The sequence below is a fragment of the Pseudobutyrivibrio sp. OR37 genome, assembly GCF_900113655.1.
Taxonomy (GTDB): domain Bacteria; phylum Bacillota; class Clostridia; order Lachnospirales; family Lachnospiraceae; genus Pseudobutyrivibrio.
Map to the genome: position 1 here is coordinate 1 of NZ_FOQF01000029.1, position 24,986 is coordinate 24,986.

Here is a 24,986-nt window from a genome sequence, read left to right on the forward strand (position 1 = left end):
CTCTCTATTCTTTTTTGTTGATGTTTAACAAAGAACCTTGATTTATCAAGCTTTGTTAAACTGTTTACAGTTACTTATATTGATCAAAATAGTGCATTACAGATATGAAGTTGGCTTCTTGGAGCCCTTTTCTGATGATTTTTGGTACAACAAAAAGAACGTCTTTGTTTTTTCTTTATGAAGGCCCTCTTGTCTCCCTAATCACCTACAGTAACTAACCTCTCATGTCTACCAGGATCACTGACCTCTGTCAGGTCCTAAATTCCTTCGTACTGCTTATCCGTAGTTGGGTGCTGCTCATGCTCCTCAGTCAGGGTCGTTGCCCTATAATAAATGTCAACGCAGCTACTAGCTCTACTTTGTTCTCTATATTTTGTCATTCCTGTATTCAGCACCAACTATTGGCGGACGCTTCCTGTTTACAAGTTTCTTTTTTGACTAGGCAGCGATTAGCTCGCTATTCCTATGGATATCCGTCATCATTTTGAATCTGTCATAATCCATACCTTTTGTTAATACCGCGTGAAATACGCGAATCAATTTGCAGCTTACGGCCATCATGGCTTGTCTGCGTTTCAGCGGATTCTTAACACGAGTAACATAATAATCATAGATTTCTCTAAATTCATGGTTCCTTGCTAGCAATGGCACCATTACTTGATAAAGAATTCTTCTCAGTTTACGTCTTCCTCGTTTACTGATTCTCGTTTTTCCTTTATGCTTTCCAGAACTTCTTTCCACTAGTTCTAGCCCAGCATACTTTTGGATTTGTTTTGGTGATTTAAAGCGTCTTATATCACCAACCTCAGCTATGAATCCTGCTATTGTTACAACTCCTACTCCTTTAATGGCGAGTAACTTCTCCACGTTTGATACTTTTCGAATTGCTTCTTCAAGTACCTTATTTATAGCTTCTAATTGCGAAGCCCATAAGCGATGCTCTTCAAGTAGCATAAAGAACTCACTTTTTGCACCGATGCCTCCTTCTAGTCCAATACTATTATGAGCCGCCTCAACCAGGGTCTCTGCCCTATCTTTACTTACTCCACGGCCTCGTTTTTTAGCATCTTTCCAGATTTGTTTAACACCGTCTACTCCAAGTGTAATGATATCTTGTGGCAAAGGCGCCTTTTCAAGAATCATTAAGCCACACACAGCATCATATCTTTTGTATAATCCCAGATACTCTGGGAAATGTATTGCAAGCCAGCGCTGAATTCTATTTGCAGAAATGTTATGCTGCTTCATAATTCTATCGCGGCTGTATACCAAATCTCTTATTTCGGCATAAATGCCTTCCGGTATATATGGCTCTGAATATCTACCATCTATAACCAATTTTGCAATTGTTTTTGGATCTTTAGCATCTGTTTTCTTTGGGCTGTTATCATCTAATTCCTTTATCTTTTTAACAGAGAATGGATTTACCATTACAAGCTTCTTTTGATGGTCTTTCAAATACTTTGCTAATGAAAACCAATAATGACCTGTTGGCTCACAGCCTACTAAAACTTTTGTCTTTTTATTATCAGCTTTTAATGTCTCTGTCCAGAAATTAAAGGAATTGAACCCTTCTAAGTCATTATGAAATACAAATACTTTTCTTGTTAACTCACGTCCTCGGTTGTCAAATGCTCTAGCGTAGTGAGTTTGGCTTCCTATATCCACACCAACAACTAATGTCTCATCTGTTACTTGTTCGATTTTTTCATTCTGTGTATAATTCATTTGGAACCTCCAGTGTTTTGATTGATTTGTTACATCCGCCAAGATGCATCTCAATCTTACCTTGAGGTTCTTTTTTATTCAATTGGTGTTATTTATGAATTACAGGAATGCTCCCTCTTAAGAGCCGAGATCCAGAAAACTGTGTTCTCTTAAGATTTATCAAACGCTTTAAATCATTTGATGTAATCCGAAAGATGGGAAAAACAAGGTTCTTAGAGAGCTATAAAGTATTAGTCAAAAAAACTACTGACAGATATGCTCTTTCCAAAGGTCTTGCAATCTATGAATTAGTAATAAATAGCGTAACTACTAGAGGTGAAAATCCACTATCATCTATTGTCCAAGAACAATGCGTTGATTTAGTCTCGACCGCTCAAACTGCAGCCGATGAAATCAACCTGCAGATGAGGATTATTGCAGAAACCATACCTGAGTATAAAATCCTTCATGACATGCCTGGTGTTGGCGATAGACTAGGCCCAATTATTCTTGCAGAAATAGGAGATATACGTCGTTTCCATAGCGGAAAAGCTTTAAATGCCTATGCAGGAAATGATGCCCCACCATATCAATCTGGGCAATTCGAGAGCCGAAACCGTCATATCTCTAAACGTGGCAATCCGGCTCTACGAAAAGCTTGTTTTGAGGTTATGCAAGCTCTCAAACTATCCAAACCTCAAAACGATCCTGTCTATCTTTTCATGATAAAGAAAGAACAGGAAGGAAAGCCTTATAACGTAGCTAAAATGGCTGCCGTTAATAAGTTCCTCAGAATTTACTACGCCCGTGCAATGGAGCTATACAAGTAAATTCAATATCATAATTATAAACTCATAATAAAGACCTGCATAGACAGGCCTTATTAAAGTCATGCTTTTTTCAAAAACTTAAACACATATTTCTTGTAAAAAAACGTTGACAAACATTAGCAAGATTTGTGATGTAATGACTTCAGGCAGTGTGGCGTAACTTGGCGACGTATTTGAAATATGGTGAAATACACTTTAGCTAACAAAAGTAAACTAAAATAAGCAATAGAAAATCAGTCCAATCTCAGCGAAATATTACGGTAAGAAGTAACTATTCATAGCATATTACCGTAGCATCACAAATCTCAAAGCCACAAAGCCCATTCGAGAGAAGAGAAATGAGCAGTGTTAGAAAGAAAAATAAGGTTAGTACTGCTTTGGAGAAGAGAAGTAGGCAGTGCTAGAGCAAAAAGTGAATCCAGCACTGCTTGGGAGTAGAAAAAAATATCACTTTTGAATTGTGTATTCCTTGCTGGATGTGGATTCTGTATAATTGAAAACAGTAAGATTAACAACTTCAAATTTGTCTGACTAAATGCAACATCGAAATATGTTTTGCTTTTACCTGTAAAAATTTGCATTAAGTTTAAGAATTTTGCATTTACTAAAAAAGTTACTACAAAAAAAGAAGTAATCGCCCACCCGTCAAAAGGTGCGATTACTTCAAAAGCCAACTGAATTCAATTCCCCAATAATATTAACTATTAGTAGCCTTTACATCAAGGTTAACCCCAACAGCAACTGCCTTCTCCTCAGTCATTCTGCGGTAGATGTTTGCAAGCAAAGCGCCTGAGATGTTGTGCCATACAGAGAAGATGGCGCCAGGTACTGTGGCCATTGCAAGATTAGGAAATGCTGTGGCTGCAAGAGAAGTTGCAAGTCCCGAGTTTTGCATTCCAATTTCAACAGAGAGTGCCTTCTTCTTAGCAAGTGGAAGTCTAAGGGCTTTTCCAAGAAGTAATCCGCAGCCATAACCAAGAAGATTATGAAGGATTACAACTACAAAGATTACAGCACCTGTTGTAAGAATCTGCTGTGAGTTGTGAGATACAACGGCTGCAACAATCAGTGTGATTGCCAGCACTGAAACAAGTGGAAGTGCTTCCTTTACCTTAGTAGTGAATTTTCCAAAGAAGTGGTTAATGACGAAGCCCAGTGCGATTGGAACGATTACTACCTTGATAATTGATAGGAACATAGCCAGCACATCAACAGATACTGTTGTGCGAAGGAATAAATATGTGATAACAGGTGTAAGCAGTGGAGCAAGAAGAGTGTTTACGCTAGTCATGCCAACTGATAAAGCTACATCACCTTCACTAAGATATGTGATGACGTTGCTGGATGTACCACCAGGGCAAGTTCCAACTAGAATAACACCTGCAAGAAGTCCAGCCTCAAGACCGAAGGTCTTTCCCAGTATAAATGCAAGCAGAGGCATTATTGTGAATTGGGCAATACAGCCAATAAGAATATCCTTTGGATGAGTGAATACTAAAACAAAATCTTCAGGCTTAATTGTAAGACCCATTCCAAACATTACTATCATAAGGAGATAGTTAATCCAACTAGTCTGAATCCAAAGGCATGTGCCTGGCTTAAAAAGAGCCAACGCTGCGACTACAAGTACAATGATAGCCATGTACTTTCCGATAAAGCTACTGATTTGTTTCATAACATAATTCCATCCTTTCTTATAAATAATAGTTTAGCGCTTTAAAGTGATAGCGTTATGAACAAGATAGCACTTGTTAAAATATTTTTCAATAAGTGTGGGACACATCTGTTGATATGGAAAATATTGTTAGTTATAATTTTTATAAGAATCAATTTTACAGAACATTTACAGTAGAAAGGTGTATATGAAGAAAACTCAAGGGATTTTACAGTACATATTTATTGTAGTTGGAGCCATAATGGCAAGTTTTGCAGTCGCACTGATTATATTGCCAAATGACGCCATTGATTATGGTACAGCAGGGGTTGCTATTATTATCAGCAAGCTTACTGGGCTTTCACTGGCGCCTCTTGTATTTTTAGTATTTATACCTTTTATAATAGCAGGACACGTAGTGCTTGGAAAAAGCTTCACTATCAAAGCTACATTAGGTTCTTTGACCTACACTTTGGGAATCCATTTTTTCGAGGAGATTCCCTTTGAGCTTAACACCGAGCATTTCCTTGCAGTTGCTTTTGGCGGGGCAATCCTTGGGGCAGGCCTATCCCTTATCCTTCGAAATGGTGGATGCATAGATGGTTCTGAGATATTAGCCAACATAGTTGTTAAACGCCTATCTGATAAAACAGGTCGAAATTACAGCATGACTCCCGTTTTGCTTGCATTCAATGCATTAGTTTATTTCACAGTGTTTTTCACGATAGATATGACAGCGGCATTGCTTAGTCTTTTGGTTTATGTGGTGGCTACCACTGTTATCGATCATTACACTGACCATTTCGAAGCAATCAAGCAGGTGACAATTATCACCCAGGATCCTGATAACATCATAAAGGATATCAAGGAAAAGCTAAACAAGACCTGTACAATCATGGATTCAAGAGGTGCTATTGCAGGAGAGAATAACACTCTTATCTGCTACATCAGCTATTTTGAATTACCAATTATGAAGGATATCATCTCTAATCATTCAGGAAGTTTTAGTACGGTATCTACTATCGACGAAATACTAAGATAACTTGATTTATTACTGGAGCTTATAAAGTAAATGAATAAAAGTACTGCGCGAAAAATCTTAGGGCTAAATGGAACCGAGGATGAAAGAGCAATAAAAAGGAAATACAGAAAGCTGATGCATGAACATCATCCTGATAATAGTGAGTCCGAGGATAGTGAGCTTGCAGCAAAGATAAATACAGCCTATGAGATGGTTATGAAGGACTTTGATGGGAGTGATGGTAAGCATCATAGTACCCCAAAGAAGCCTACAACTAAAAAATCTACCAAAATAAAAAACTGGAACGCCAAGGAAAATAAAAATGCATATTGTGTTAGGCCTATATTTCATGAGGTAGAAGATTATGATGGTAGCAGTATCGGAACTATAGAGATTGCCAGAGGTAAGTATGTGTGGTCAAAGGATGAGGAGTTTTCGTTATTTTTGAAGAGCTTGTACGAGACCAGTAAGGAGCTTATGGACAATGCAAGGCCTTCATTATTTTTTGAACCGCCAGCGGTAATTAAACAGAAATATCTGGCTGATATTACATATCTTCTAACAGGACAGTTTATTGATAGCAGCCTTACACTGAATGAATTGGCAGTAATGGATACCAGTGCCTATAAGATAGATGCAATGGTGGAGCTAGAGATGAATACACCTGTGCCAAAGCCAGGTACCGCGCTTTATCCTGCCGGTATATCAAAACATCGTTTATATTTACGAAACAAGGGTGGCGAGATATTAGGCTATCTTAGTTTTAAGGATGATAGGCTATATTATGTAATCATCCCTCTATTTGAGCAAAAGAAAGCTCAGGTAAAGATGGTAGTATCCGACACTCCAAAGTCTACCAGATACGGCAAAAAGTATGCAGACATAGATTTGTGGATAAAGATTATAGAGGACCAAAACTCAGCAATTGATAACACTAACCGTAAGATAGATGAGTTGCTGGAAAAATATGCAAAAGAAGGGCTGTAAATTGCAGCCCTTCTAAATTTTTTATATCTTGAGCTTTTCCATCTTTTGTTTGATATATCATCAATACCAACCAAAATGTTATAGCCTTTATTATACTTGAGGTCTTTATCTTGAACATGTAATGATGTAAAGTAAAAAGAGGGTTAAGGGAGAAGCTACAATGGAGGATAATGATGAAAAAAGGTTCATTAGAGGTAGTATGTTGGTTTATAATAGATTTAATAACGATAGTACTTGCTTGCATGTTTTCAAGCCATAAGGCTAATCTATGGGTGGTGGCAATTGGCGTTGTAGGATTTAGTATGTATAGCATATTTAAATCATACAAAACTCCTGGATATCTGCCAAATACACTAGCCATCCCTGAGAATAATCGTAAGCCGGTATATGATTATATTAGAATTATCGCCGTAGTTTTTATCATAAGCGTTCATATACTTGGACCTGATTGGGAAAATACTAAAGGCATGGAAAATACCATTATCTATCATGTGCTAAACTACATTCGCTGTTTCACAGGTGTCAGTGGTGATTGCCTTTTTATTATGATTTCTGGTGCATTGCTATTAGGCTTTAAGGAAGAGCCTGTATTAACCTTTTATAGAAAAAGATTAACTAAGGTTGCGATTCCACTTATCATATATTATCTATTTTATCTCTGGCAGTATGATGCTATGGGCGGACTCAGTGTATTGCAGGTAATCAAAAAGATTATCACAGCAGATTATGCAGGGGCAAATGTATACCATTTTTGGCTTATATATATCATTATTTCCTTGTATGTGATAGTACCGTTTTTACGATATATGCTAAAGGATATGCCATACAAGGTTCTCACATCCCTTGTGGCAGTGCTGTTTATATATTATTTACTTACAAGGTTTATTATCAACGAAAGTGCAATGCCAATGCATTTTAGTTTTTGGCTTATGATGTTTATTATGGGCTATTGGTATGGTAGGAGTGAAACCAGAAAATACGATAATATTGCCATAGTAGTAGGCTTACTTGCAGCAATTCTCTTTGGAATATATCTTAAATTGCGAACAGGCTTGCCTGATGATTTAGACGGTGAATATCCATTTTTGATTCCTGCATCTATAGGGATAATGGCTATATTTTTCAAGCTACAGGAAAAGTTAAAAAACATCTATCTAGTCAGAGTTATAAGTAAGTATAGCTATGGAATAATCTTAGTTCACATGCTTGTAATTAATTTTGCTGTTAAGCTATATATATACAAATATTTTAGCGCTCTATATTATCAAGGGCTTGGATTTGTTTTAATAGTATTAATAACCTTAATAGGCTCACTAATTACGGCCTATTTCATAGATAATATATTTGTAAATCCAATTACGGCATTGTCAGGTAGAGATTTCAAACAAAGAAGGTGAGGGGTAATTATGAAAAGAAGACTATTAGCAGTAATTATTTCTTGTATGGTGCTAGCAACTACTGCCTGTGGGGGAACAAGTAGTGCAGATAGTGCAGCAACACTTGAAGGCGCTACTAATTCATTTATGGCAAAGGATGCAGTTGGGTTTGAAGAAACCGCAGCAGAATCCTATGACATGGATACTAATACCACCACGGATGCAGGTGGAGAGGAAGTAGACCTATCCGAATACGATACCAGCAGAAAACTAGTATATAATTCTAATATAAGGCTAGAAACTAAGAAGTTTGATGATGACCTTGCCAGGGTAAAAGCACTTGTCACTGAAAATGGAGGTTATTTAGAAAATAATTCCACCTATGGTAATGCAGAATATGGCAGCCGTAGTGCAAGCATGATAGCCCGCATTCCTGCTGATAAGTATCAAGCATTTATGTCTAGCGTGGGGGATGTAGGCTCAGTAACATCTAAGAGCGAAAGTGTGGATGATATTACATCAAGCTATGTTGATGTGCAGGCAAGATTAAAGAGCCTCAATACAAAGCTTGCCCGCCTTCAGGAGCTTGAGGCTAACGCAGAAAATGTGACAGAGCTTCTTGAAATAGAAGATAGAATAAACGATGTTCAGTATCAGATTGAAAGTTACACAGCTCAGAAGAAGGCCTATGACGACCAGATAGATTACAGTACAGTTTCAATCGATATTGAAGAGGTGGCAACCTATTCCGAGGTGAAGGCGGATAGTGCATGGAATCGTTTCGCAGAAGCCTTTGAGGGTTCCTTCGCAGGATTTATTACGTTCCTGCAAAATCTTGTGATTGGATTAATATATATACTGCCATACATTATTATAATATTAGTAGTGGTGGTGATTATAATTAGAATCCATAAAAAGAGAAAGAACAAAAAGGAAAAGCAAAATAAAGAAGTACAAACTAAATAAGAAAAGTAAAGAACCCGCGGGTGGCTGAAGCCCGCGGGTTCTTTGAAGGGAGAAAATATATGAACGGTCCGAATGACCTAGTAATAATCTTTTAAAAGCAACAACATATATTGCACAACAGATTCAATAATAACATACTTACGCACCATCTGGTAACCCCTGAATAAGGTCTGGAGTAACCGTAGCCTGCGCCAGTGGTGTTGTACCAACTGCTTCCAAAGTCTATGCTTTGCTGAAACTGTCTATATCTAAAGTTGCTAGGCTCTAAAGCAATGGCACGAGAAATGTATTCTCTTGCATCGTTTAGATTACCAAGTCCCTGTGAAGCAACGGCAGCGAAGAAATACCACTGTCCGTTTCGTCCGCTATCAGGGATGGAATTAAGCACATTTAATGCCTGCCCAAACTGTCTTGCGTTGATATAATTAGCTGCGGCCTGCATCTCCATAGATGAATTACCTGCTGTGGAATTGTAATTGTTGTAGCCAAATCCACTAGAATAGCTTCCGTTTTGGCGCTCATCCATGATTTGATTATATGCAGCCTGTATCTCTTTGAATTTTTCTTCCGCCTGTGCCTTATTAGGATTGTTAATGTTGGCATCAGGATGATACTTGCGGCTAAGATTACGATATGCTTTTTTGATTTCCTCGTCAGAGGCGCCTCTATTAACGCCTAAGACACTATAAGGATCAATCATTAAGGCTTCTCCTTTGGAGTGTTTTTCTTCTCTTTAATCTGCAGATATTCATATTTAGTCCATACACCAGAATAAATGATGTTTCTTAAAATATCTACATTTTCAACTATAGGCAATCGCTCAAAGCCTTTGGCACATTCTGCCATGAGAGATGTAAGATTAATTCTTACAAATGTCTCATATTCCTTTGGCGACTCATTTTTCATATATAGAAGAGGATTGTAGCTACCACGCTTTTCATCCTTCTTTAAATCTTCATAAGCATCCAAAATGTAAATGAATTTACCCATGTGAAAGCCCATGCAATGGAGAGTCTTTCCCCAATTATCGTCCTTCCAGTTCATGAGAGTGCCAAGCATCTCTCCAGTGTAGCTGGAAATTATATCGATGTTGCTTTCGTTTGCAGCCTCTGCCAGGGAAAGATTTTTAATATATTCTTCGATGGCAGCCACCTGTCTAGGGTATCTGTCTTTTATAAGAACATACTCCTTTTTCAGGCTATCTGCGGCAATTTTTGCAAGCCTTGAGTTGTCATCAATGTAATTGTCCATCAGACTGTAATATGACAGGATGATATCCATGTCAGCGGCGTATTTAATGGCTTCACTTTCAAAAAATGGCTTTTTCTTGAAAGGATGAATGACACACCAGTGATTGTCCTGTGACAAATCAGGCTCGTAAAGACTTTGCAGTAAAATAGCCAAAAAGCACAAATCATAATTAAGAAGCATCTGCCCCTTAAAGCCTGCAGTCTTTCCAAGTGAATGACATAATCCACAGTAAAATTGTCTGTATTTATTTTTGTCTTCTTCTGATAGCTGTTTTAAATCAGCGTTAATGTATCCAAACAAGATTACACCTTTTTAATAAATACTGTATGACATTTACTACATGTTACCTGAATCTTACCACGTCCCTTTGGGGCGCGAAGCTTCTGTTTGCAGCTAGGGCATTTGAAGATTGCGTATACCTTGCGCTGATTATAATCAGCCTTGGCCTTGTTAAAAAACGCCATAAGCTTTGCAGATAAAACAGAAAGCTTTCTTCGAATACCTGCGGTCTTTTCTAAGAATTTAGCGTTTTCATAGTAGCGCTTTTGATAGTTCTTAGAAAGCATACGCCAGAAGCTGTATAGGAGACAAGCCATGGCAAGCAGATAACAAATATTTGAATGTGTAATCATAGTGAGAAGCATCAGGATAAGTGCTAACCAGGTAACAGCTCTGCCTAAGGCATCCACACCTGTGCGTCCACTAAAAAATTTTGCCATGCGATATCTGAAATCGTTCATACCGGCCTCCTGTTAGGTAAAAACTCTAGTTGCACTTTATACGGAAATTAGCTCATCGTCAACACTTTGAAGGGTTATTTTAGAAAAGTTTAAGAATTGATTTATAATGCTTGAAAAAAGTCTATAGTTAGTGTAAACTAACTATAGTTTATACAGTTGCACAGGAGTAAGAAGTGTGATAACCTATACATTGTAAGTGGGTTGTGTGCAATTGAAATAATTGATCCATTTATACAGGAGGAAAACATTTTGAGAACTTTTGTTAATGAGTCAGCAGAAAATTATTTAGAGACTATTCTAGTTCTTAGCAAGAAATTGCCAGTTGTTAGATCTGTTGATGTTGCCAACGAACTAAATTTTAAAAAGTCATCTGTTAGTATAGCAATGAAGAATCTTAGAGAAAAGAATCAAATCACAGTTACAGATGCAGGATACATATATCTTACAGAAGAGGGTAAGGAAATCGCAGAGATGATTCTTGAAAGACACGAGTTTTTTACAGACATTCTTGTGAAGCTTGGTGTTGATGAGGAAATCGCTGCTGAAGATGCTTGTAGAATTGAGCACGTAATCAGCAAGGAAAGCTTTAAGGCCTTAAGAGATTACGTTGAAAGAGTATCAAAGTAAATTAGCGTTGAAACTATTCCAGCCCTGTATGGGGCTGGTTTTTCATGTTATGGAACGAGAGGTAAAAGTGATGGATGTTATGGAAACCGAACAGAGAGATATAATTATTCAGCAGCTTCGTGAATCAGGCTGTCGTATTACTAAACAGCGTCTTACCATTTTGGATATCATTTTAAATAGCGATCCATCATGTGTTAAAGAGATTTACCGCGAGGCTGTAAAGATTGATAAAAATATAGGAAGCGCCACCGTTTACAGAATGGTTAATACATTAGAAGAAATTGGCGTAATCAATCGCAAAAACATGTATCAGGTAGACTGCACCAACTGTGCAAATCTTTGTGAGGATGCAGATTGCGACGAAAGCTGTCCTGGTGGTAGCTGCGCAGCCTGCGAGACCAATGTGGTAGTCACACTGGATGACGACACAAAGCTTGTTATTGGCCGAAACGAGCTCACCAAGCTTTTGGAGGCAGGATTACATGCCACAGGCCGTGTAGAATCAGGCAAGAAGATTGCCAGATTGGCTATGTAGGATATTGAATAAATTTATGTTCTGATGTATCATAAAAGGGTTGCTAGTAGGTACTGGCAGCCCTAGTTTTGTATTAAGAAGAGGAGATATAAAATGACTCAGTCACGTACACACAACTGTAACGAGCTCCGTCTTGCAGATGCAGGTAAGGAAGTTACGTTAGTTGGATGGTTTGAAAACATCAGAAAAGTGTCAAAGAATCTTGGATTCGTTATCCTTCGTGATTTTTATGGCACTACACAGATAGTCGTAGAGACAGAAGAAATGATGGCTGTCATTGATTCTGTAAATAAGGAATCTACAATTTCAGTTACTGGTACAGTTCGCGAGCGTTCATCTAAGAACACAGAGCTTCCTACTGGTGAAATCGAAGTAGTTCCTACATCAATCGAAATACTTGGAAAGTGTACTCACAACGAGCTTCCATTTGAAATCAATCGTTCAAAAGAAGCAGATGAGAATACACGTTTAAAATATCGTTATCTTGACCTTCGTAATCCAGAGGTTAAGAGCAAAATCGTTCTTAGAAGCAAAATCGTTGCAGAGTTAAGAGCAGCTATGATTGCACATGATTTCATGGAAATCACAACACCAATCCTTACATGCTCTTCACCAGAGGGTGCACGTGATTACCTTGTACCAGCTCGTAATCATCCTGGTAAGTTCTATGCACTTCCACAGGCACCACAGCAGTTCAAGCAGATCCTTATGGCATCAGGTTTTGATAGATATTTCCAGATTGCACCTTGCTTCCGTGATGAGGATGCACGTGCTGATCGTTCTCCAGGAGAGTTCTACCAGCTTGATATGGAGATGGCATTTGCTTCACAGGAAGATGTCTTCGCGGTAGTAGAAGATGTACTTCCACCAATCTTTGCTAAGTACGGCGTATATAAAACAGCTTCAACAGCTCCATTCGTACGCATTCCATACCTTGAGTCTATGGATAAATATGGTTCAGACAAGCCAGATCTTCGTATCGACCTTGTACTTCAGGATGCTACAGATGTTATGGCTGATTGCGGCTTTGGTCCATTCGAGGGCAATGTAGTTAAGGCTATCGTTGTTGATAATCTTACAGCTACACGTAAGCAGATTGATGCTATGATCGCTGAAGTAGAAGTTGCTACAGCTCAGAAGACATACTGGTTCAAGCTTGACGAAAACGGAGAGCTTGTTGGTGGTATCGCTAAGTTCCTTCAAGAGCGAAAAGCTGCTGTTATCGAAAAGCTTGGTCTTAAGCCTGGCGATTTCGTTGGTCTTGCTGCAGGTCCACTTCTTGTTGCTCAAAAGACAGCTGGTGTATTCAGAAAGCTTCTTGGTGCAGCAGCAGAAGGTCACATGAAGAAGGACACATACGAGTTCTGTTGGATCGTTGATTTCCCAATGTACGAAATCGGCGAGGAGTCAGGAGAGCTTGAGTTCTGCCACAACCCATTCTCAATGCCACAGGGCGGTAAGGAAGCACTTCAGACTAAAGAGCCACTTGATATCCTTGCATACCAGTACGATTTAGTATGTAACGGTGTAGAGCTTTCATCAGGTGCTATTCGTAACCACGATCCTGAAATCATGATCGAAGCATTCAAGCTTGTAGGTCTTGGTGAGGATGATGTTAAGGCTAAATTCCCAGCTATGTACAATGCATTCACTTATGGTGCACCACCACACGGCGGTATCGCTCCTGGTGTAGACCGTATGATTATGCTTATCGCTGGCGAGGAATCAATCCGTGAGATTATTCCATTCCCAATGAATAAGAACGCACAGGATATTATGATGGATGCACCTGCTACTGTAGATCAGAAGCAGCTTGACGATGTTCACATCGCTATCGTAATGCCAGAAGAAGATAAATAATATTAATATAATAAGAGCCTAGTTATGTTATCAAGCTCTAGTATTGCTCAGTGAAGAAACTTATCACCAGAGCAATACAAGTACTTGAAAGCTACTAGGCTCTTTTTTACTTACATATTATAATTTTTAGAAGAACCAATACCAAAACAAGTAATCCAGGGCTTTTCGTCTATGTGGCCTGCGATAAAAATTGGAAGATATTGGCTGAATTTTATCATAAGAAGTCTGGGAAGCCGCAAGTTACCGTTGGCTTGCGATAAAAATTGGAAGATATTGGCTGAATTTTATCGCAAGAAGTCTGGGAAGCCGCAAGTCACTGTTGGCTTGTGATAAAAATTGGAAGATATTGGCTGAATTTTATCGCAAGAAGTCTGGGAAGCCGCAAGCTACCGTTGGCCTGCGATAAATGAGGTGGAGTTGAGGCAAGATTATAAAAAATAAAAAAAAGCACTCGAATCATCGAGTGCTTTTAGCAGTTCCTAGCGGAATCGAACCGCTGTTTTCGCCGTGAGAGGGCGACGTCTTAACCGCTTGACCAAGGAACCATGTTCGCTGTTTTCTTTTGTGTTTGCCTCAGCAACGAAGATAATATTACAGTATAAAACACATTATGTCAACAACTTTTTTACATTTTTTTTCAATAGTTACTTTTGGGCAAATATATGATAAAATCTTACTTGCTTTTAAGAGAATAAATACTAATTATTAGGAGGAAAATAAAATGTTACCAGAGCAGTCAATTGAATTTAGATATGACACACAGCTTCTTATTGAAGGAGAGGATCTTGATGAGGATGCAATCAACGATTACATCACAGAGAACTTTGTAGGTGATAGCCTTCTTGCAGTAGGTGATGAGGAGCTTATCAAGATTCACTATCATACAAACGAGCCATGGAAGGTACTTGAGTATTGCCGTACACTTGGCGAAATCTACGATATCGTAGTAGAAGATATGGATAGACAGGCTAGAGGTCTTCAGGGCTAGCAGTTATTTTTTACAATTAGGAGTTTTATGAATAAAGATAGTTTTGTCCTTCGCGGAGGCATTGCCTTTTCGGAGGGAAGTAAAAGTATAGTTACATATAGCAATGGCTATGTGGTTTGTGTGGACGGCATCTGTAAGGGTGCCTTTTCCAAACTTCCAGACCAGTACAAGGATTTACCAGTATATGATTATGGCGATAAGCTAATCATTCCAGGAATGACTGATTTGCATGTTCATGCGCCTCAGTATACCTTCCGTGGAATCGGTATGGATGAGGAGCTTTTGGAGTGGCTTAGCAAATACACATTCCCAGAGGAAGCAAAGTATGCGGATTTGGCATACGCCCGTAAGGCCTATGAATATTTCTCAGAGGATTTACGCCGTTGCTTTACCACACGTGCAGTTGTATTTGCCACACTTCACAATGAAGCTACCATAGAGCTTATGGATCAGCTTGAAAAGACAGGCATGATTACCTACGTTGGTAAGGTAAACATGGATAGAAATGGTGGCGTCGGACTTGAAGAGGAAGATGCAGCTGCATCTCTTAAGGCTACCGTAGAATGGTTAGAAGCTATTAAGGGCAGATATAAAAACACCATGCCAATCCTTACACCTAGGTTCATTCCATCATGCTCAGATGATTTGATGAAGGGACTTGGCGAAATGTCAGCTGAAAGAGGTCTTAGAATTCAGTCACATCTTTCAGAAAATAAGTCCGAGGTTGCCTGGGTAAAGGAGCTTGTTCCTGAATCTACCAGCTATGCAAATGCATACGAAATTTTCGATACAATGGGCTCAGCCGAGCTTCCTACAATAATGGCACATTGTGTATATTCTGATGAGGAAGAAATGAGAATCCTCAAGGAGCATGGAGCATATATTGCTCACTGCGCAGATTCAAATATGAACCTTACATCAGGTATCGCACCAATACGTAAGTTTATGGATGCCGGAATCAACATTGGTCTTGGTACTGATGTGGCGGCAGGTTCATCTATGAACATGATTAAGACAATGCTTATTTCTCTTCAGGCGTCAAAGATGTACTACCGTTTAGTAGATACTAATGTAAAGCCATTATCCTTTGAGGAAATGTTCTATCTGGCTACAATGGGTGGAGGAAGCTACTTTGGCAAGGTTGGAACATTCAAGGATGGATACGATTTCGACGCCGTTGTAATAGATGATAGCAAGATGTTTTCAATGCGAGATATGTCTATTAGAGAAAGAATCGAGCGTATGGTCTATAACGATGCTGATGCTATTATTACCGATAAATACGTACGCGGTAACAATATATATTCAAATGTAAAATAGTCTAGAGAGTAGTCATTTTTGGCTACTCTTTTTTTGTACGCAAATTTCGATACGGGTGAGGATTTGTACACATTTATTTAACATTTGTCACACAATTATTTCCGAAAAAAATAGTAAAATTTACGCTGAGGGGTGTGAAAAGTAAAGGAGGCAAATATGGGCGAGAAGACAAAAAAAGCCACGAAACCAGCTAAAAGCACTATAGCTGTTAAAGACAGTATTAAGACTAAGCTGATATTATTGATGGCAGCATTAGTGGCAGTACCGTTATTGATTGCCATTATTGTTAGCTACAATAGCTCTACAAGTAAGGCAAAAGAAGATGCTTTGCAATTGTTGAATTCAAACGCTCGTCTTGTGGAGTCCATGTTTTCAGAGATGGTTGAGAAGAATACTTCATTGCTAGAAACTATTGCTACGGCTCCCAGCACTATTGCCTTCATTGAAACCTATGGAACTGAAGGTCAAGCAGTTCCGGATGCAGCAATGCTTGCGCAGATGGATGCTCTTAACGAATATATGAATGATGGTAATATTAACATCATTATTTCAACGACAACTGGTGATCAATTAGTTAGAGCTGATAGAAATGAATTAACAAATATAGCTGACAGAGAATATTTCCAGCAGGCGATTAACACAGGAAAGCCAGCAGTATCTGATGTCGTTGTAAGTAAAGCGGTTGGAAATCGAATCACTATTATTTGCGTCCCTGTTTATAATGAAGCCCATACACAGATAATCGGAACAGTTCAGCGAAGCTTCGATTTAAATGTTTTACATGAATTTTTGGCAGCAAACATTAGCGATGGCTTTATCGCAGATACAAAGGGTATGATGGTAGCTCATGCTCAGTTTGAAATTACACCTGAAGATGAGTATGACTTAAGCGGATATGAATTCATGACATCCTCAGATTCGAGCGGTCTTATTACATCTTCATTTGACGGGGAACTTACCTATATGTCTTGGGTAAAAGAACCAGCTAGTGGATATTATGTAGCGGTATCACAGAAGAATAGCGAAATCATGGCGTCAGCTATAAAAGCCGCACTTTTAGTAGTAGCAATCGGAACGATTTTATTGATTTTAGGCGTTGTAATTGCCATCCTTGTTGCTACAAGCTTCACAAAACCAATTGTTGCGGTTACAAATACAGTTACCCTTCTTGCTGACGGTAGATTTAAGAAAATTGAAGGTTATACAAAGCGCAAGGATGAATTTGGCGAGATTGTGCGAAGTACGAATTCAGTTATAGATAAGCTGCGAGACATTGTGAATGCTATCAAGCAATCGGCTTCAACAGTCACAACGTCCTCTGAAGATTTGGCAGATATGGCAAATCAGATTGCTGCCACAACAGACACAGTAGCAAACGCAGTACAGGAGATTGCTACTGGCGCTGTTCAGCAGGCTGAAGAAATCCAGGAGGCTGCTGAAAACGTTGGTAAGATTACTGATGCCGTAGGCGGTGTTCAGAATTCTACTGATAATGTAGAGAGTCTGGCAGGCAAGATGAAAGAAGCTTCTCAGGCTTCTAGTAAGTCCCTCATCAATCTTAAGGATTCAAGTAGCGATATGACCGAAAAGATTGAAGAGATTGCAAGAACCATTTCTGCAACACAAAATGCGGTTGCAAATATTAATGATAGAGTAGAAGGCATTTCGGGAATCGCATCCCAGACTAATTTGCTTTCACTGAATGCTTCAATCGAGGCAGCCCGTGCAGGTGAAGCTGGTAAGGGCTTTGCTGTAGTTGCTGAGGAAATCAGAAAACTGGCAGATGATTCCGATAGCATGGCACAGGCAATTCGAGTTGAGATGGATGAGCTTCTGAGGCAGGCCGAGGCGGCGGTTGCAGCTGCAAATCTTGTTAAACAGGGCAATTTGGAGCAGCAGGAAGCTATCGGCGGAACGCTTGAGTCTGTAAACGGAATGTTGGAAGATATCAATGGTACTGTAGTAGGTATCAGAGATATTGCTGGTGGCGCATCTACCTGCGTTACATCTAATGATGTAGTATCTGATGCAATGTCTTCTCTTTCAGCTATTTCAGAAGAGAATGCAGCTAGCTCGGAAACCACAGGCGCTTCCGTTCAGGAGCTTTCAGCAACAGTTTCAAGTCTTGCAAATTCTGCAGATGATTTGAAGGAAATTGCTCAAAAACTAAATGAAGAAATGCTGTTCTTCAAGGATGATAAAGAGGTTAACCCAGAGGCTGAATAAAGGAGTTTAAAATAGGGGGCTAGCTTGTTATGTTAGCCCTCTTTTTTAATATTTTACAGTGATGTTAGGATTGTTTTCGAAGGTTAGACAAACCTAATGTCAAGTTTACAAATCTATACAGATTGCCCAATTTGTATCTTATATTTTTGTGTAAAAAGTTTAAAATGAGGGCTATCAAAAGAAAGAATAGGAGGTGTTTTCTTGACTTTAGCAGAAAAGCTTGTAGAAGAGCTTAATTGTGAAGAGGTATTTCGAATGCACATTGGTGGCTATGAAATCCCGGTCATGGAATCAGTTGTAGTTACTTGGATTATCATGGCTGTGCTTATTCTCTTGGCAATTTTCTTGACTACGGGACTAAAGACACAAAACATCAGTAAAAAGCAGGCTTTTGCAGAGCTTATTTACGAAAAACTAAATGCTATTGTTGGAGCCACTTTAGGTGAAGAAGGAAAAGCTTATACTGGTTATTTGGTTACAGTACTTTTATACATTGGTTTATCCAACATAATAGGTCTATTTGGTTTTAAGTCACCAACCAAAGATGTTAATGTTACAGCAGCACTTGCTCTTATGAGCATTATCTTAGTTGAGGCTGCTGGTATTTATCAGCTTGGTGTTAAAAAATGGCTACACAAATTCGTAGAGCCAGTTGCAATCGTAACACCATTCAACATCCTTGATGTATTTACCCGTCCATTGTCTTTGTGCATGCGACTTTTTGGTAATGTACTTGGTGCATTTGTTATCATGGAATTACTTAAGATTGTAGTTCCACCAGTTATTCCAGCCGTATTCAGTCTCTACTTTGATTTATTCGATGGACTGTTACAGGCATACGTATTCGTATTCTTAACTTCTTTGTACATCAAGGAAGCTATTGAATAATCGTACTAAAAGAAATTTTATTTATTAACTAATTTAATGAGTTTGTCAGCGTAACAAACAGACTTAGGAGGAAAAATTTATGAACACTTTAATTGCAGTTGGAGCAGGTATTGCAGTAGTAACAGGTCTTGGTGCTGGTATTGGTATCGGTATCGCAACAGGTAAGGCATGCGAAGGTATTGCTCGTCAGCCAGAAGCAGAGAGTAAGATTCAGAAGAACCTCATTTTAGGTTGTGCCCTTGCAGAAGCAACAGCCATCTATGGTTTCGTTATCGCTCTTATGATTATGTTCGTATTGTAAAAAGCATTTTATATTTTATAAATATAAGGATAGGTAATATATATGATTAATATTTCATTTTGGAGTATTCTCTGGACAGTAGTCAATCTTCTTATCCTGTTTGTAGCTTTCAGAATCTTCTTCTTTAAGCCAATTGCCAATATCATTGCAAAGCGCCAGGAAGAAGCAAATGAGGTTTATGCAAAAGCTACAGCAAAGGAAACTGAAGCTAATGAGCTTGCTGCACAGTATGAACAGAAGGTTGCAGAGGCTGAGACAGAGAAGAAGCAGATTATAGCTGATGCAAGAAAATCAGCAGATGGTCAATATCAGAAGATTGTTGCTGAGGCTAAGGCTAATGCGTCAGAGATTAAAACAGCAGCAGCTACAGAGGCAAATCGCGAGAAAGAGCAGATTATTGCCAGTGCTAAGAAAGAAATTGCAGACATTATTGTTGATGCAACTACAAAGGTCGTTGGTGGTCAGACAGGCGCTGAAGTTGATAGCAGTTTGTTTGATGAGTTTATCGGTAAAGCAGGTGAGTAAAAGTGACAGAGAAAACATTAGAATATGCACACAGTTTGCATAGTATAGCTAATGCAGAAGTTTTTTTGCAGTCTGCCGCTTCTATTCTTGAAGCTGTGCCTGCAGTTGGCGAAGAGCTACGAAATCCTACAGTGGAGCTTGCAAAAAAGTGTATCGTTGTAGATAGCATCTTCCCACATGAAATTAGAAACTTCTTGAAGCTTCTATGTTCAAACGGAGATTTTGATTTATTTTATGAAATTAAAGAATCCTTTGAAGATAGCCAGAGGGCTAAATCAGAGGTTGTAGAAAAGGCAAAGCTTAGATACGTTACAGCTCCATCAGACGAACAGCTTGCTGGAATTAAGAAATTCCTTGTTAAGGAAACAGGCAATGCTGATATCGAAATTAATCTTGTAAGTGATCCATCTATCAAGAGCGGTTTCATTCTTTCAGTTGGAACAAAGGAGTACGACTGGAGTGAGCAGGGCCGTATCAAGCAGTTGGCCACAAAAATCGACGCAGCAGTTGGTATTTCATCAGTTGATGAAAGCATCCTTTCAATTTTGAAGGCTAGCGTTGATGAATTTGAATTAGAGATTAAGGATAACGAAGTTGGTATTGTAACATGGGTTGGTGATGGTATCGCCAATATCGATGGTATCGACCATGCCTTCTACGGTGAAATCGTTATCTTTGATTGTGGTGTCAAGGGCATGGTTCAGGATGTTCGACGCGATGAAATCGGTGTTATCCTATTTGGCCGTGACACAGAGATTAAAGAGGGTACACGTGTTGTTCGTACAGGCAAGATGGCTGGTATACCAGTAGGTAACGGCTTCCTTGGACGTATCGTTGATGCACTTGGTTCTCCTCTTGATGGAGCTGGAGAAATCGATGCAGATGGTTACAGACCAATCGAGTGCCCAGCACCAAGCATCGTTGATAGAAAATCCGTTAGTGTTCCTATGGAAACAGGACTTCTTTCAATCGATTCAATGTTCCCAATCGGCCGTGGTCAGCGTGAGCTTATCATCGGCGATAGACAGACAGGTAAGACATCAATCGCCACTGATACAATCATCAATCAGAAGGGTAAGGATGTTGTCTGTGTTTATGTTGCAATCGGTCAGAAGGCTTCTACCGTTGCAAAGCTTGTAAACACATTAAAAGAACACGGCGCTATGGATTATACAATCATCGTAAATGCTACTGCATCTGATTCAGCATCATTGCAGTACATCGCTCCTTACGCTGGTACAGCGCTTGCAGAATTCTTCATGTATTCAGGCAAGGATGTACTTATCGTTTATGATGATTTATCAAAGCATGCCGTTGCATATCGTGCTATTTCACTTCTTCTTGAGCGTTCTCCAGGACGTGAGGCATACCCTGGTGATGTATTCTACTTACACTCAAGATTGCTAGAGCGAAGCGCACGAATCACAGATGAAGCAGGAGGCGGTTCAATCACAGCCCTTCCAATCATTGAAACACAGGCTGGTGACTTATCAGCTTATATTCCTACAAATGTTATTTCCATCACAGATGGTCAGATATTCCTTGAGTCAGAGCTTTTCAATGCTGGTCAGCGCCCAGCGGTAAACGTAGGTCTTTCAGTTTCCCGTGTAGGTGGTGCCGCGCAGACAAAGGCTATGAAGAAGGCAGCAGGTTCTGTTCGTATCGACCTTGCTCAGTATCGTGAAATGGAAGTATTCACTCAGTTCTCATCAGACCTTGATGATGCAACTAAGAAGCAGCTTGCTCATGGACGAGCTCTTATGGAGCTTTTGAAGCAGCCACTTTCACGTCCATTCTCAATGGCAGAGCAGGTAATCATTTTGGTATCTGCTAACGCACACATCTTCAGTGATGTAGCGCTTTCAGATATCAAGAAGTTCAGAACAGATATGCTGAATTTCTTCAAGACAGAGCACTCAGATATCATCAGCCAGCTGGAATCATCAAAGGATTTATCAGATGGCATAAAGGCTGCAATCATTGATGCCGCTACTGAATTTAAGAAGAATCAGGAGTAATCTATGGCTAGTACAAAGGAAATCCAAAATAGAATAAATAGTATTCAGGATACCATGAAGATTACTAGAGCCATGTACATGATGTCTTCAATGAAGCTGAGAAAGGCAAGAAAGAAGCTGGAAGAGACTGAGCCATTTTTCAAGGGTACTCAGATCGGACTGGCAGAATGCCTGGCTCATTTCCCAGATATCAGACATATCTATTTTGATAACCGAGTAGAAGATGATAATGAATCCATGAAAAAGCATGGAATCATCGTCTTCACAGGCGATAAAGGAATGGCAGGTGCTTACAACCACAACGCCATCAAGCTTGCGGTTGATCGTGTAAAAGGTATAGCTGATGGAGATGATTGTACGCTGTTTGTTGTTGGTGAGGTTGGACGTTCATTCTTCTTGAACGGTGGATACAAGGTTGACGAGAATTTCAGATTTTCATCAAACAATCCTTCCATGCACCGCGCCAGAGTAATGGCATCATACATGATTGATTTGTACAACAAGGGTGAGCTTGACAGGATAGATGTGGTCTACACAAAGATGCTTAACTCAATCACTGAGGAGGTATGTGTAGAACGTCTACTTCCACTTAAGACACATAAGTTTATCAAGGAACAGGCAGAGGAAATCGCAGCTGATTCCGAGGGCGTAAGTAAAGCCGCCCGAGAGATGAAGGAAGGCATCAAGCATGTTCACTCCATCAACAGCTACGAAATGGAGGCTATATCTCAAGGAGATAATTTCATTCCATTTTATCCTTCTGTTTCGGTTGTCCTAGAGAAGCTTGTACAAAATCATTTTACAGCCTTCTGCTATGGAGCTTTAGTAGAATGTTCAGCCAGTGAGGAAAACGCCAGAATGATGGCCATGCAATCTGCAACTGATAATGCGGAGGCAATTCTTCATGATTTATCTATAGAATACAACAGAGTGCGTCAGGCCCAGATTACACAGGAAATTACCGAGGTAATCGGTGGTGCCAAGGCACTTAAGAAAAAGAAAGAGAAAAAGAAATTACAGAACAAATAATTATTTTCGAGCACCGTTGCTTGGAAATGAGAGGTGAAACTATATGTCACAATTAAAAGGAAAAATCGTACAGGTTTCAGGACCTGTAGTCGATGTGGAATTCAGAAGCAATGACTTACCTGCAATCAGAGATGCATTGTATGTAATGGTTGGTGACGAAAAGCGAGTTATGGAGGTCAGTCAGCACATTGGCTTCAATGTTGTTAGATGTATCATGCTTGCTCCATCTGAAGGCCTTTGCCGTGATATGGAGGTTGTTGCAACAGGACAGGGTATTTCCGTTCCTGTTGGCGAGCAGACTCTAGGCAGACTCTTCAATGTACTCGGTGACACTCTTGATAATGGCGAAAAGCTTGACGAGGGTGAGCACTGGTGTATTCACCGTGAGCCACCTACCTTCGAGGACCAGAGTCCTGTAGTAGAAATGCTTGAAACAGGTATCAAGGTCATTGATCTTCTTGCACCTTACGCAAAGGGTGGTAAGGTCGGTCTATTCGGTGGTGCCGGTGTAGGTAAGACTGTACTTATTCAGGAGCTTATCCACAACATCGCAACAGAAAGCGGTGGCTATTCAATATTTACAGGTGTAGGAGAGCGTTCCCGTGAAGGTAATGACCTTTGGACAGAAATGGGCGAATCAGGAGTTCTTGATAAGACAGCCCTAGTCTTTGGTCAGATGAACGAGCCACCTGGAGCACGTATGCGTGTAGCTGAAACAGGACTTACAATGGCAGAATACTTCCGTGATGTTAAGCATCAGGATGTGCTTCTTTTCATTGATAATATCTTCCGTTTCGTACAGGCTGGTTCAGAGGTTTCAGCACTTTTAGGTCGTATGCCATCAGCCGTTGGTTACCAGCCAACACTTGCCAACGATTTAGGTGAGCTGCAGGAGCGTATCGCATCTACAAAGAGCGGTTCAATCACATCAGTTCAGGCCGTTTACGTACCTGCTGATGACTTAACTGACCCAGCACCAGCAACAACCTTCTCGCACTTGGATGCAACCACAGTTCTTTCAAGAAAGATCGTAGAGCAGGGTATTTATCCAGCTGTTGATCCACTTGAATCTACATCACGTATCCTTGAGCCAGACGTTGTAGGCGATGAGCATTATGCAGTAGCTCGTGGTGTTCAGGAAATCCTACAGAAGTACAAGGAACTTCAGGATATCATCGCAATCCTTGGTATGGAAGAACTTTCTGACGAGGATAAACTTACAGTATATCGTGCACGTAAGGTGCAGCGTTTCCTTTCACAGCCATTCTCAGTTGCTGAGAACTTCACAGGCGTAAAGGGACAGTTCGTTCCAGTTGCAGAAACAGTTAAGGGCTTCAAGGCAATCCTTGATGGTGAAATGGATGAATATCCAGAAGCTGCATTCTTCAACGTTGGAACTATCGAAGATGTTAAGGCGAAGGCTGCAGAGCTTTCAAAGGAGTAGCTTATGGCATCAGTATTTAATCTTAAAATAGTGGCTTGTAACGGAGTCTTTTACGATGGACCAAGCGAGATGCTTGTGTACCCAGCTGACGATGGTGAAATCGCCATCATGAATCATCACGAGAAGATGACAGGTGTGGTAGATATCGGTGAAATCCGCTTCAAGCTTGAAGATGGCACCTGGCAGCACGCAATCATTTCAGATGGCTTGCTTTCAGTATATCCCGACGGCGGTGTCAAGATTCTGGCCTACTCCTGCGAGAAGCCAGAAGACATCGACACCTTTAGAGCTCAGGAAGCTTTAGAGCGTGCTCAGGATGCATTGCAACAGAAGCAAAGCTATATTGAACACCAGATGTCAATCGCAAACATGGCCCGCGCCATGGCCCGACTTAAAGGCGCAAGCCACCATAATAATTAAAATAAAAACTGCCAAGTTTTTGGCAGTTTTTTGTTGCTTTTAAATGGGGATTATGATATATTATTCTACGTCGATGAGCCGACTAATGTAAGTAATTTCGCTCATGCAGTGAGTGAAATTACTTGCCCAGAATTGCCCATTGCGAAGCAATTTTAAATGGCAATTCTTCATTGCTTACGCGGGTGTGGCGGAATTGGCAGACGCGCTAGATTTAGGTTCTAGTGGGCGACCGTGCAGGTTCAAGTCCTGTCACCCGCATCTCAGAAGCGCCAA

Annotated in this window: 23 protein-coding genes, 2 tRNA genes and 1 pseudogene; 19 read left to right on the forward strand and 7 right to left on the reverse strand. The window is 39.9% G+C overall.

Annotated features, from left to right (window positions below):
- Nucleotides 1–438 precede the first annotated feature (438 nt).
- Entirely contained in the window at nucleotides 439–1,728 is a 1,290-nt protein-coding gene (locus BM097_RS12605) for an IS110 family RNA-guided transposase (protein ID WP_090549543.1), read from the reverse strand.
- A gap of 98 nt (nucleotides 1,729–1,826) precedes the next feature.
- On the opposite strand from BM097_RS12605, the pseudogene BM097_RS12610 reads away from it, so the two are divergent.
- A pseudogene (locus BM097_RS12610) lies at nucleotides 1,827–2,537 on the forward strand (transposase); the annotation flags it as partial.
- Nucleotides 2,538–2,842: 305 nt separating this feature from the next.
- Here the strand turns inward: BM097_RS12610 and BM097_RS12615 are convergent.
- Both BM097_RS12615 and BM097_RS12620 read right to left on the reverse strand, forming a co-directional pair.
- Nucleotides 2,843–3,211 (reverse strand): hypothetical protein, encoded by a 369-nt coding sequence (locus tag BM097_RS12615; RefSeq protein ID WP_090550564.1) that lies wholly within the window; start codon nucleotides 3,209–3,211, stop codon nucleotides 2,843–2,845.
- 23 nt (nucleotides 3,212–3,234) lie between these two features.
- Nucleotides 3,235–4,212: a bile acid:sodium symporter family protein gene (locus BM097_RS12620; RefSeq protein WP_090550569.1), complete on the reverse strand. Its 978-nt coding sequence runs from the start codon at nucleotides 4,210–4,212 to the stop codon at nucleotides 3,235–3,237.
- A 187-nt stretch (nucleotides 4,213–4,399) separates the two neighbouring features.
- Here BM097_RS12620 and BM097_RS12625 point away from each other — a divergent pair, with 187 nt between their 5' ends.
- The 4 genes from BM097_RS12625 (at nucleotide 4,400) to BM097_RS12640 (ending at nucleotide 8,541) form a co-directional block, all read left to right on the forward strand.
- Nucleotides 4,400–5,233: a YitT family protein gene (locus BM097_RS12625; RefSeq protein ID WP_090550572.1), complete on the forward strand. Its 834-nt coding sequence runs from the start codon at nucleotides 4,400–4,402 to the stop codon at nucleotides 5,231–5,233.
- Nucleotides 5,234–5,263: 30 nt separating this feature from the next.
- Nucleotides 5,264–6,199, forward strand: coding sequence for a J domain-containing protein (locus BM097_RS12630; RefSeq protein ID WP_090550577.1), 936 nt, complete (start codon nucleotides 5,264–5,266; stop codon nucleotides 6,197–6,199).
- Nucleotides 6,200–6,372: 173 nt separating this feature from the next.
- Nucleotides 6,373–7,596: an acyltransferase gene (locus tag BM097_RS12635; protein ID WP_177197462.1), complete on the forward strand. Its 1,224-nt coding sequence runs from the start codon at nucleotides 6,373–6,375 to the stop codon at nucleotides 7,594–7,596.
- Nucleotides 7,597–7,605: 9 nt separating this feature from the next.
- Nucleotides 7,606–8,541: a DUF4349 domain-containing protein gene (locus BM097_RS12640; RefSeq protein WP_090550584.1), complete on the forward strand. Its 936-nt coding sequence runs from the start codon at nucleotides 7,606–7,608 to the stop codon at nucleotides 8,539–8,541.
- Between the two features lie 91 nt (nucleotides 8,542–8,632).
- Here BM097_RS12640 and BM097_RS12645 read toward each other — a convergent pair whose 3' ends face one another.
- The 3 genes from BM097_RS12645 to BM097_RS12655 are packed head-to-tail and all read right to left on the reverse strand — an operon-like array spanning nucleotide 8,633 to nucleotide 10,532.
- On the reverse strand, nucleotides 8,633–9,241 hold the full coding sequence (locus BM097_RS12645) for a J domain-containing protein (protein WP_090550589.1): 609 nt from the start codon (nucleotides 9,239–9,241) through the stop codon (nucleotides 8,633–8,635).
- A complete protein-coding gene (locus BM097_RS12650) occupies nucleotides 9,241–10,092 on the reverse strand; it encodes a DUF5685 family protein (RefSeq protein WP_090550593.1) in 852 nt (283 codons plus the stop codon). The genes BM097_RS12645 and BM097_RS12650 overlap by 1 nt, the downstream gene beginning before the upstream one ends.
- A 2-nt stretch (nucleotides 10,093–10,094) precedes the next feature.
- Nucleotides 10,095–10,532: a hypothetical protein gene (locus BM097_RS12655; RefSeq protein ID WP_242944714.1), complete on the reverse strand. Its 438-nt coding sequence runs from the start codon at nucleotides 10,530–10,532 to the stop codon at nucleotides 10,095–10,097.
- A gap of 249 nt (nucleotides 10,533–10,781) precedes the next feature.
- Here BM097_RS12655 and BM097_RS12660 point away from each other — a divergent pair, with 249 nt between their 5' ends.
- From BM097_RS12660 to aspS, 3 genes are all read left to right on the forward strand, one after another.
- The gene (locus BM097_RS12660; protein ID WP_090550598.1) at nucleotides 10,782–11,159 is read left to right on the forward strand and encodes a metal-dependent transcriptional regulator; all 378 of its coding nucleotides are present in this window, start codon (nucleotides 10,782–10,784) and stop codon (nucleotides 11,157–11,159) included.
- Nucleotides 11,160–11,229: 70 nt separating this feature from the next.
- Entirely contained in the window at nucleotides 11,230–11,694 is a 465-nt protein-coding gene (locus BM097_RS12665; protein WP_242944715.1) for a Fur family transcriptional regulator, read from the forward strand.
- Between the two features lie 93 nt (nucleotides 11,695–11,787).
- Nucleotides 11,788–13,554 (forward strand): aspartate--tRNA ligase, encoded by a 1,767-nt coding sequence (aspS, locus tag BM097_RS12670; RefSeq protein WP_090550608.1) that lies wholly within the window; start codon nucleotides 11,788–11,790, stop codon nucleotides 13,552–13,554.
- A 473-nt stretch (nucleotides 13,555–14,027) separates the two neighbouring features.
- On the opposite strand, the gene BM097_RS12675 is transcribed toward aspS, so the two are convergent.
- Nucleotides 14,028–14,099, reverse strand: a tRNA-Glu gene (locus tag BM097_RS12675).
- Between the two features lie 176 nt (nucleotides 14,100–14,275).
- Between BM097_RS12675 and BM097_RS12680 the strand changes: the two genes are divergently transcribed.
- The 11 genes from BM097_RS12680 to BM097_RS12730 all read left to right on the forward strand — a co-directional run bounded on the left by BM097_RS12680 (nucleotide 14,276) and on the right by BM097_RS12730 (nucleotide 24,971).
- Nucleotides 14,276–14,542: a hypothetical protein gene (locus BM097_RS12680; protein WP_028248527.1), complete on the forward strand. Its 267-nt coding sequence runs from the start codon at nucleotides 14,276–14,278 to the stop codon at nucleotides 14,540–14,542.
- A 27-nt stretch (nucleotides 14,543–14,569) separates the two neighbouring features.
- Entirely contained in the window at nucleotides 14,570–15,862 is a 1,293-nt protein-coding gene (locus BM097_RS12685; RefSeq protein ID WP_090550610.1) for an amidohydrolase family protein, read from the forward strand.
- Between the two features lie 156 nt (nucleotides 15,863–16,018).
- Nucleotides 16,019–18,088 carry a methyl-accepting chemotaxis protein gene (locus BM097_RS12690; protein WP_090550614.1) on the forward strand — a complete coding sequence of 690 codons (2,070 nt, stop codon included), beginning with the start codon at nucleotides 16,019–16,021 and terminating at the stop codon, nucleotides 18,086–18,088.
- Nucleotides 18,089–18,343: 255 nt separating this feature from the next.
- A complete protein-coding gene (locus BM097_RS12695) occupies nucleotides 18,344–18,976 on the forward strand; it encodes a F0F1 ATP synthase subunit A (protein WP_090550734.1) in 633 nt (210 codons plus the stop codon).
- A gap of 79 nt (nucleotides 18,977–19,055) precedes the next feature.
- Entirely contained in the window at nucleotides 19,056–19,277 is a 222-nt protein-coding gene (gene atpE, locus BM097_RS12700; RefSeq protein WP_015548814.1) for an ATP synthase F0 subunit C, read from the forward strand.
- Between the two features lie 42 nt (nucleotides 19,278–19,319).
- Nucleotides 19,320–19,802, forward strand: a complete 483-nt coding sequence (atpF, locus tag BM097_RS12705) for a F0F1 ATP synthase subunit B (RefSeq protein WP_090550618.1) — start codon at nucleotides 19,320–19,322, stop codon at nucleotides 19,800–19,802.
- Between the two features lie 2 nt (nucleotides 19,803–19,804).
- Complete coding sequence (gene atpA / locus BM097_RS12710) at nucleotides 19,805–21,820, forward strand: F0F1 ATP synthase subunit alpha (RefSeq protein ID WP_090550621.1); 2,016 nt, start codon at nucleotides 19,805–19,807, stop codon at nucleotides 21,818–21,820.
- A gap of 3 nt (nucleotides 21,821–21,823) precedes the next feature.
- Complete coding sequence (gene atpG / locus BM097_RS12715; RefSeq protein WP_090550625.1) at nucleotides 21,824–22,849, forward strand: ATP synthase F1 subunit gamma; 1,026 nt, start codon at nucleotides 21,824–21,826, stop codon at nucleotides 22,847–22,849.
- Nucleotides 22,850–22,892: 43 nt separating this feature from the next.
- The gene (atpD, locus tag BM097_RS12720) at nucleotides 22,893–24,293 is read left to right on the forward strand and encodes a F0F1 ATP synthase subunit beta (protein WP_090550630.1); all 1,401 of its coding nucleotides are present in this window, start codon (nucleotides 22,893–22,895) and stop codon (nucleotides 24,291–24,293) included.
- Between the two features lie 3 nt (nucleotides 24,294–24,296).
- Nucleotides 24,297–24,713 (forward strand): ATP synthase F1 subunit epsilon, encoded by a 417-nt coding sequence (gene atpC / locus BM097_RS12725; RefSeq protein WP_090550634.1) that lies wholly within the window; start codon nucleotides 24,297–24,299, stop codon nucleotides 24,711–24,713.
- 178 nt (nucleotides 24,714–24,891) lie between these two features.
- Nucleotides 24,892–24,971, forward strand: a tRNA-Leu gene (locus BM097_RS12730).
- Nucleotides 24,972–24,986 lie beyond the last annotated feature (15 nt).

Coding starts and splice junctions, on each gene's coding strand:
- atpE (WP_015548814.1), top strand. CDS start 19,056: ATGAACACTTTAATTGCAGTTGGAGCAGGTATTGCAGTAGTAACAGGT.
- BM097_RS12630 (WP_090550577.1), top strand. CDS start 5,264: ATGAATAAAAGTACTGCGCGAAAAATCTTAGGGCTAAATGGAACCGAG.
- BM097_RS12620 (WP_090550569.1), bottom strand. CDS start 4,212: ATGAAACAAATCAGTAGCTTTATCGGAAAGTACATGGCTATCATTGTA.
- aspS (WP_090550608.1), top strand. CDS start 11,788: ATGACTCAGTCACGTACACACAACTGTAACGAGCTCCGTCTTGCAGAT.
- atpD (WP_090550630.1), top strand. CDS start 22,893: ATGTCACAATTAAAAGGAAAAATCGTACAGGTTTCAGGACCTGTAGTC.
- BM097_RS12680 (WP_028248527.1), top strand. CDS start 14,276: ATGTTACCAGAGCAGTCAATTGAATTTAGATATGACACACAGCTTCTT.
- atpG (WP_090550625.1), top strand. CDS start 21,824: ATGGCTAGTACAAAGGAAATCCAAAATAGAATAAATAGTATTCAGGAT.
- BM097_RS12625 (WP_090550572.1), top strand. CDS start 4,400: ATGAAGAAAACTCAAGGGATTTTACAGTACATATTTATTGTAGTTGGA.
- BM097_RS12605 (WP_090549543.1), bottom strand. CDS start 1,728: ATGAATTATACACAGAATGAAAAAATCGAACAAGTAACAGATGAGACA.
- BM097_RS12690 (WP_090550614.1), top strand. CDS start 16,019: ATGGGCGAGAAGACAAAAAAAGCCACGAAACCAGCTAAAAGCACTATA.
- BM097_RS12695 (WP_090550734.1), top strand. CDS start 18,344: ATGCACATTGGTGGCTATGAAATCCCGGTCATGGAATCAGTTGTAGTT.
- BM097_RS12655 (WP_242944714.1), bottom strand. CDS start 10,532: ATGAACGATTTCAGATATCGCATGGCAAAATTTTTTAGTGGACGCACA.
- BM097_RS12685 (WP_090550610.1), top strand. CDS start 14,570: ATGAATAAAGATAGTTTTGTCCTTCGCGGAGGCATTGCCTTTTCGGAG.
- atpF (WP_090550618.1), top strand. CDS start 19,320: ATGATTAATATTTCATTTTGGAGTATTCTCTGGACAGTAGTCAATCTT.
- atpC (WP_090550634.1), top strand. CDS start 24,297: ATGGCATCAGTATTTAATCTTAAAATAGTGGCTTGTAACGGAGTCTTT.
- BM097_RS12665 (WP_242944715.1), top strand. CDS start 11,230: ATGGATGTTATGGAAACCGAACAGAGAGATATAATTATTCAGCAGCTT.
- BM097_RS12645 (WP_090550589.1), bottom strand. CDS start 9,241: ATGATTGATCCTTATAGTGTCTTAGGCGTTAATAGAGGCGCCTCTGAC.
- BM097_RS12640 (WP_090550584.1), top strand. CDS start 7,606: ATGAAAAGAAGACTATTAGCAGTAATTATTTCTTGTATGGTGCTAGCA.
- BM097_RS12635 (WP_177197462.1), top strand. CDS start 6,373: ATGAAAAAAGGTTCATTAGAGGTAGTATGTTGGTTTATAATAGATTTA.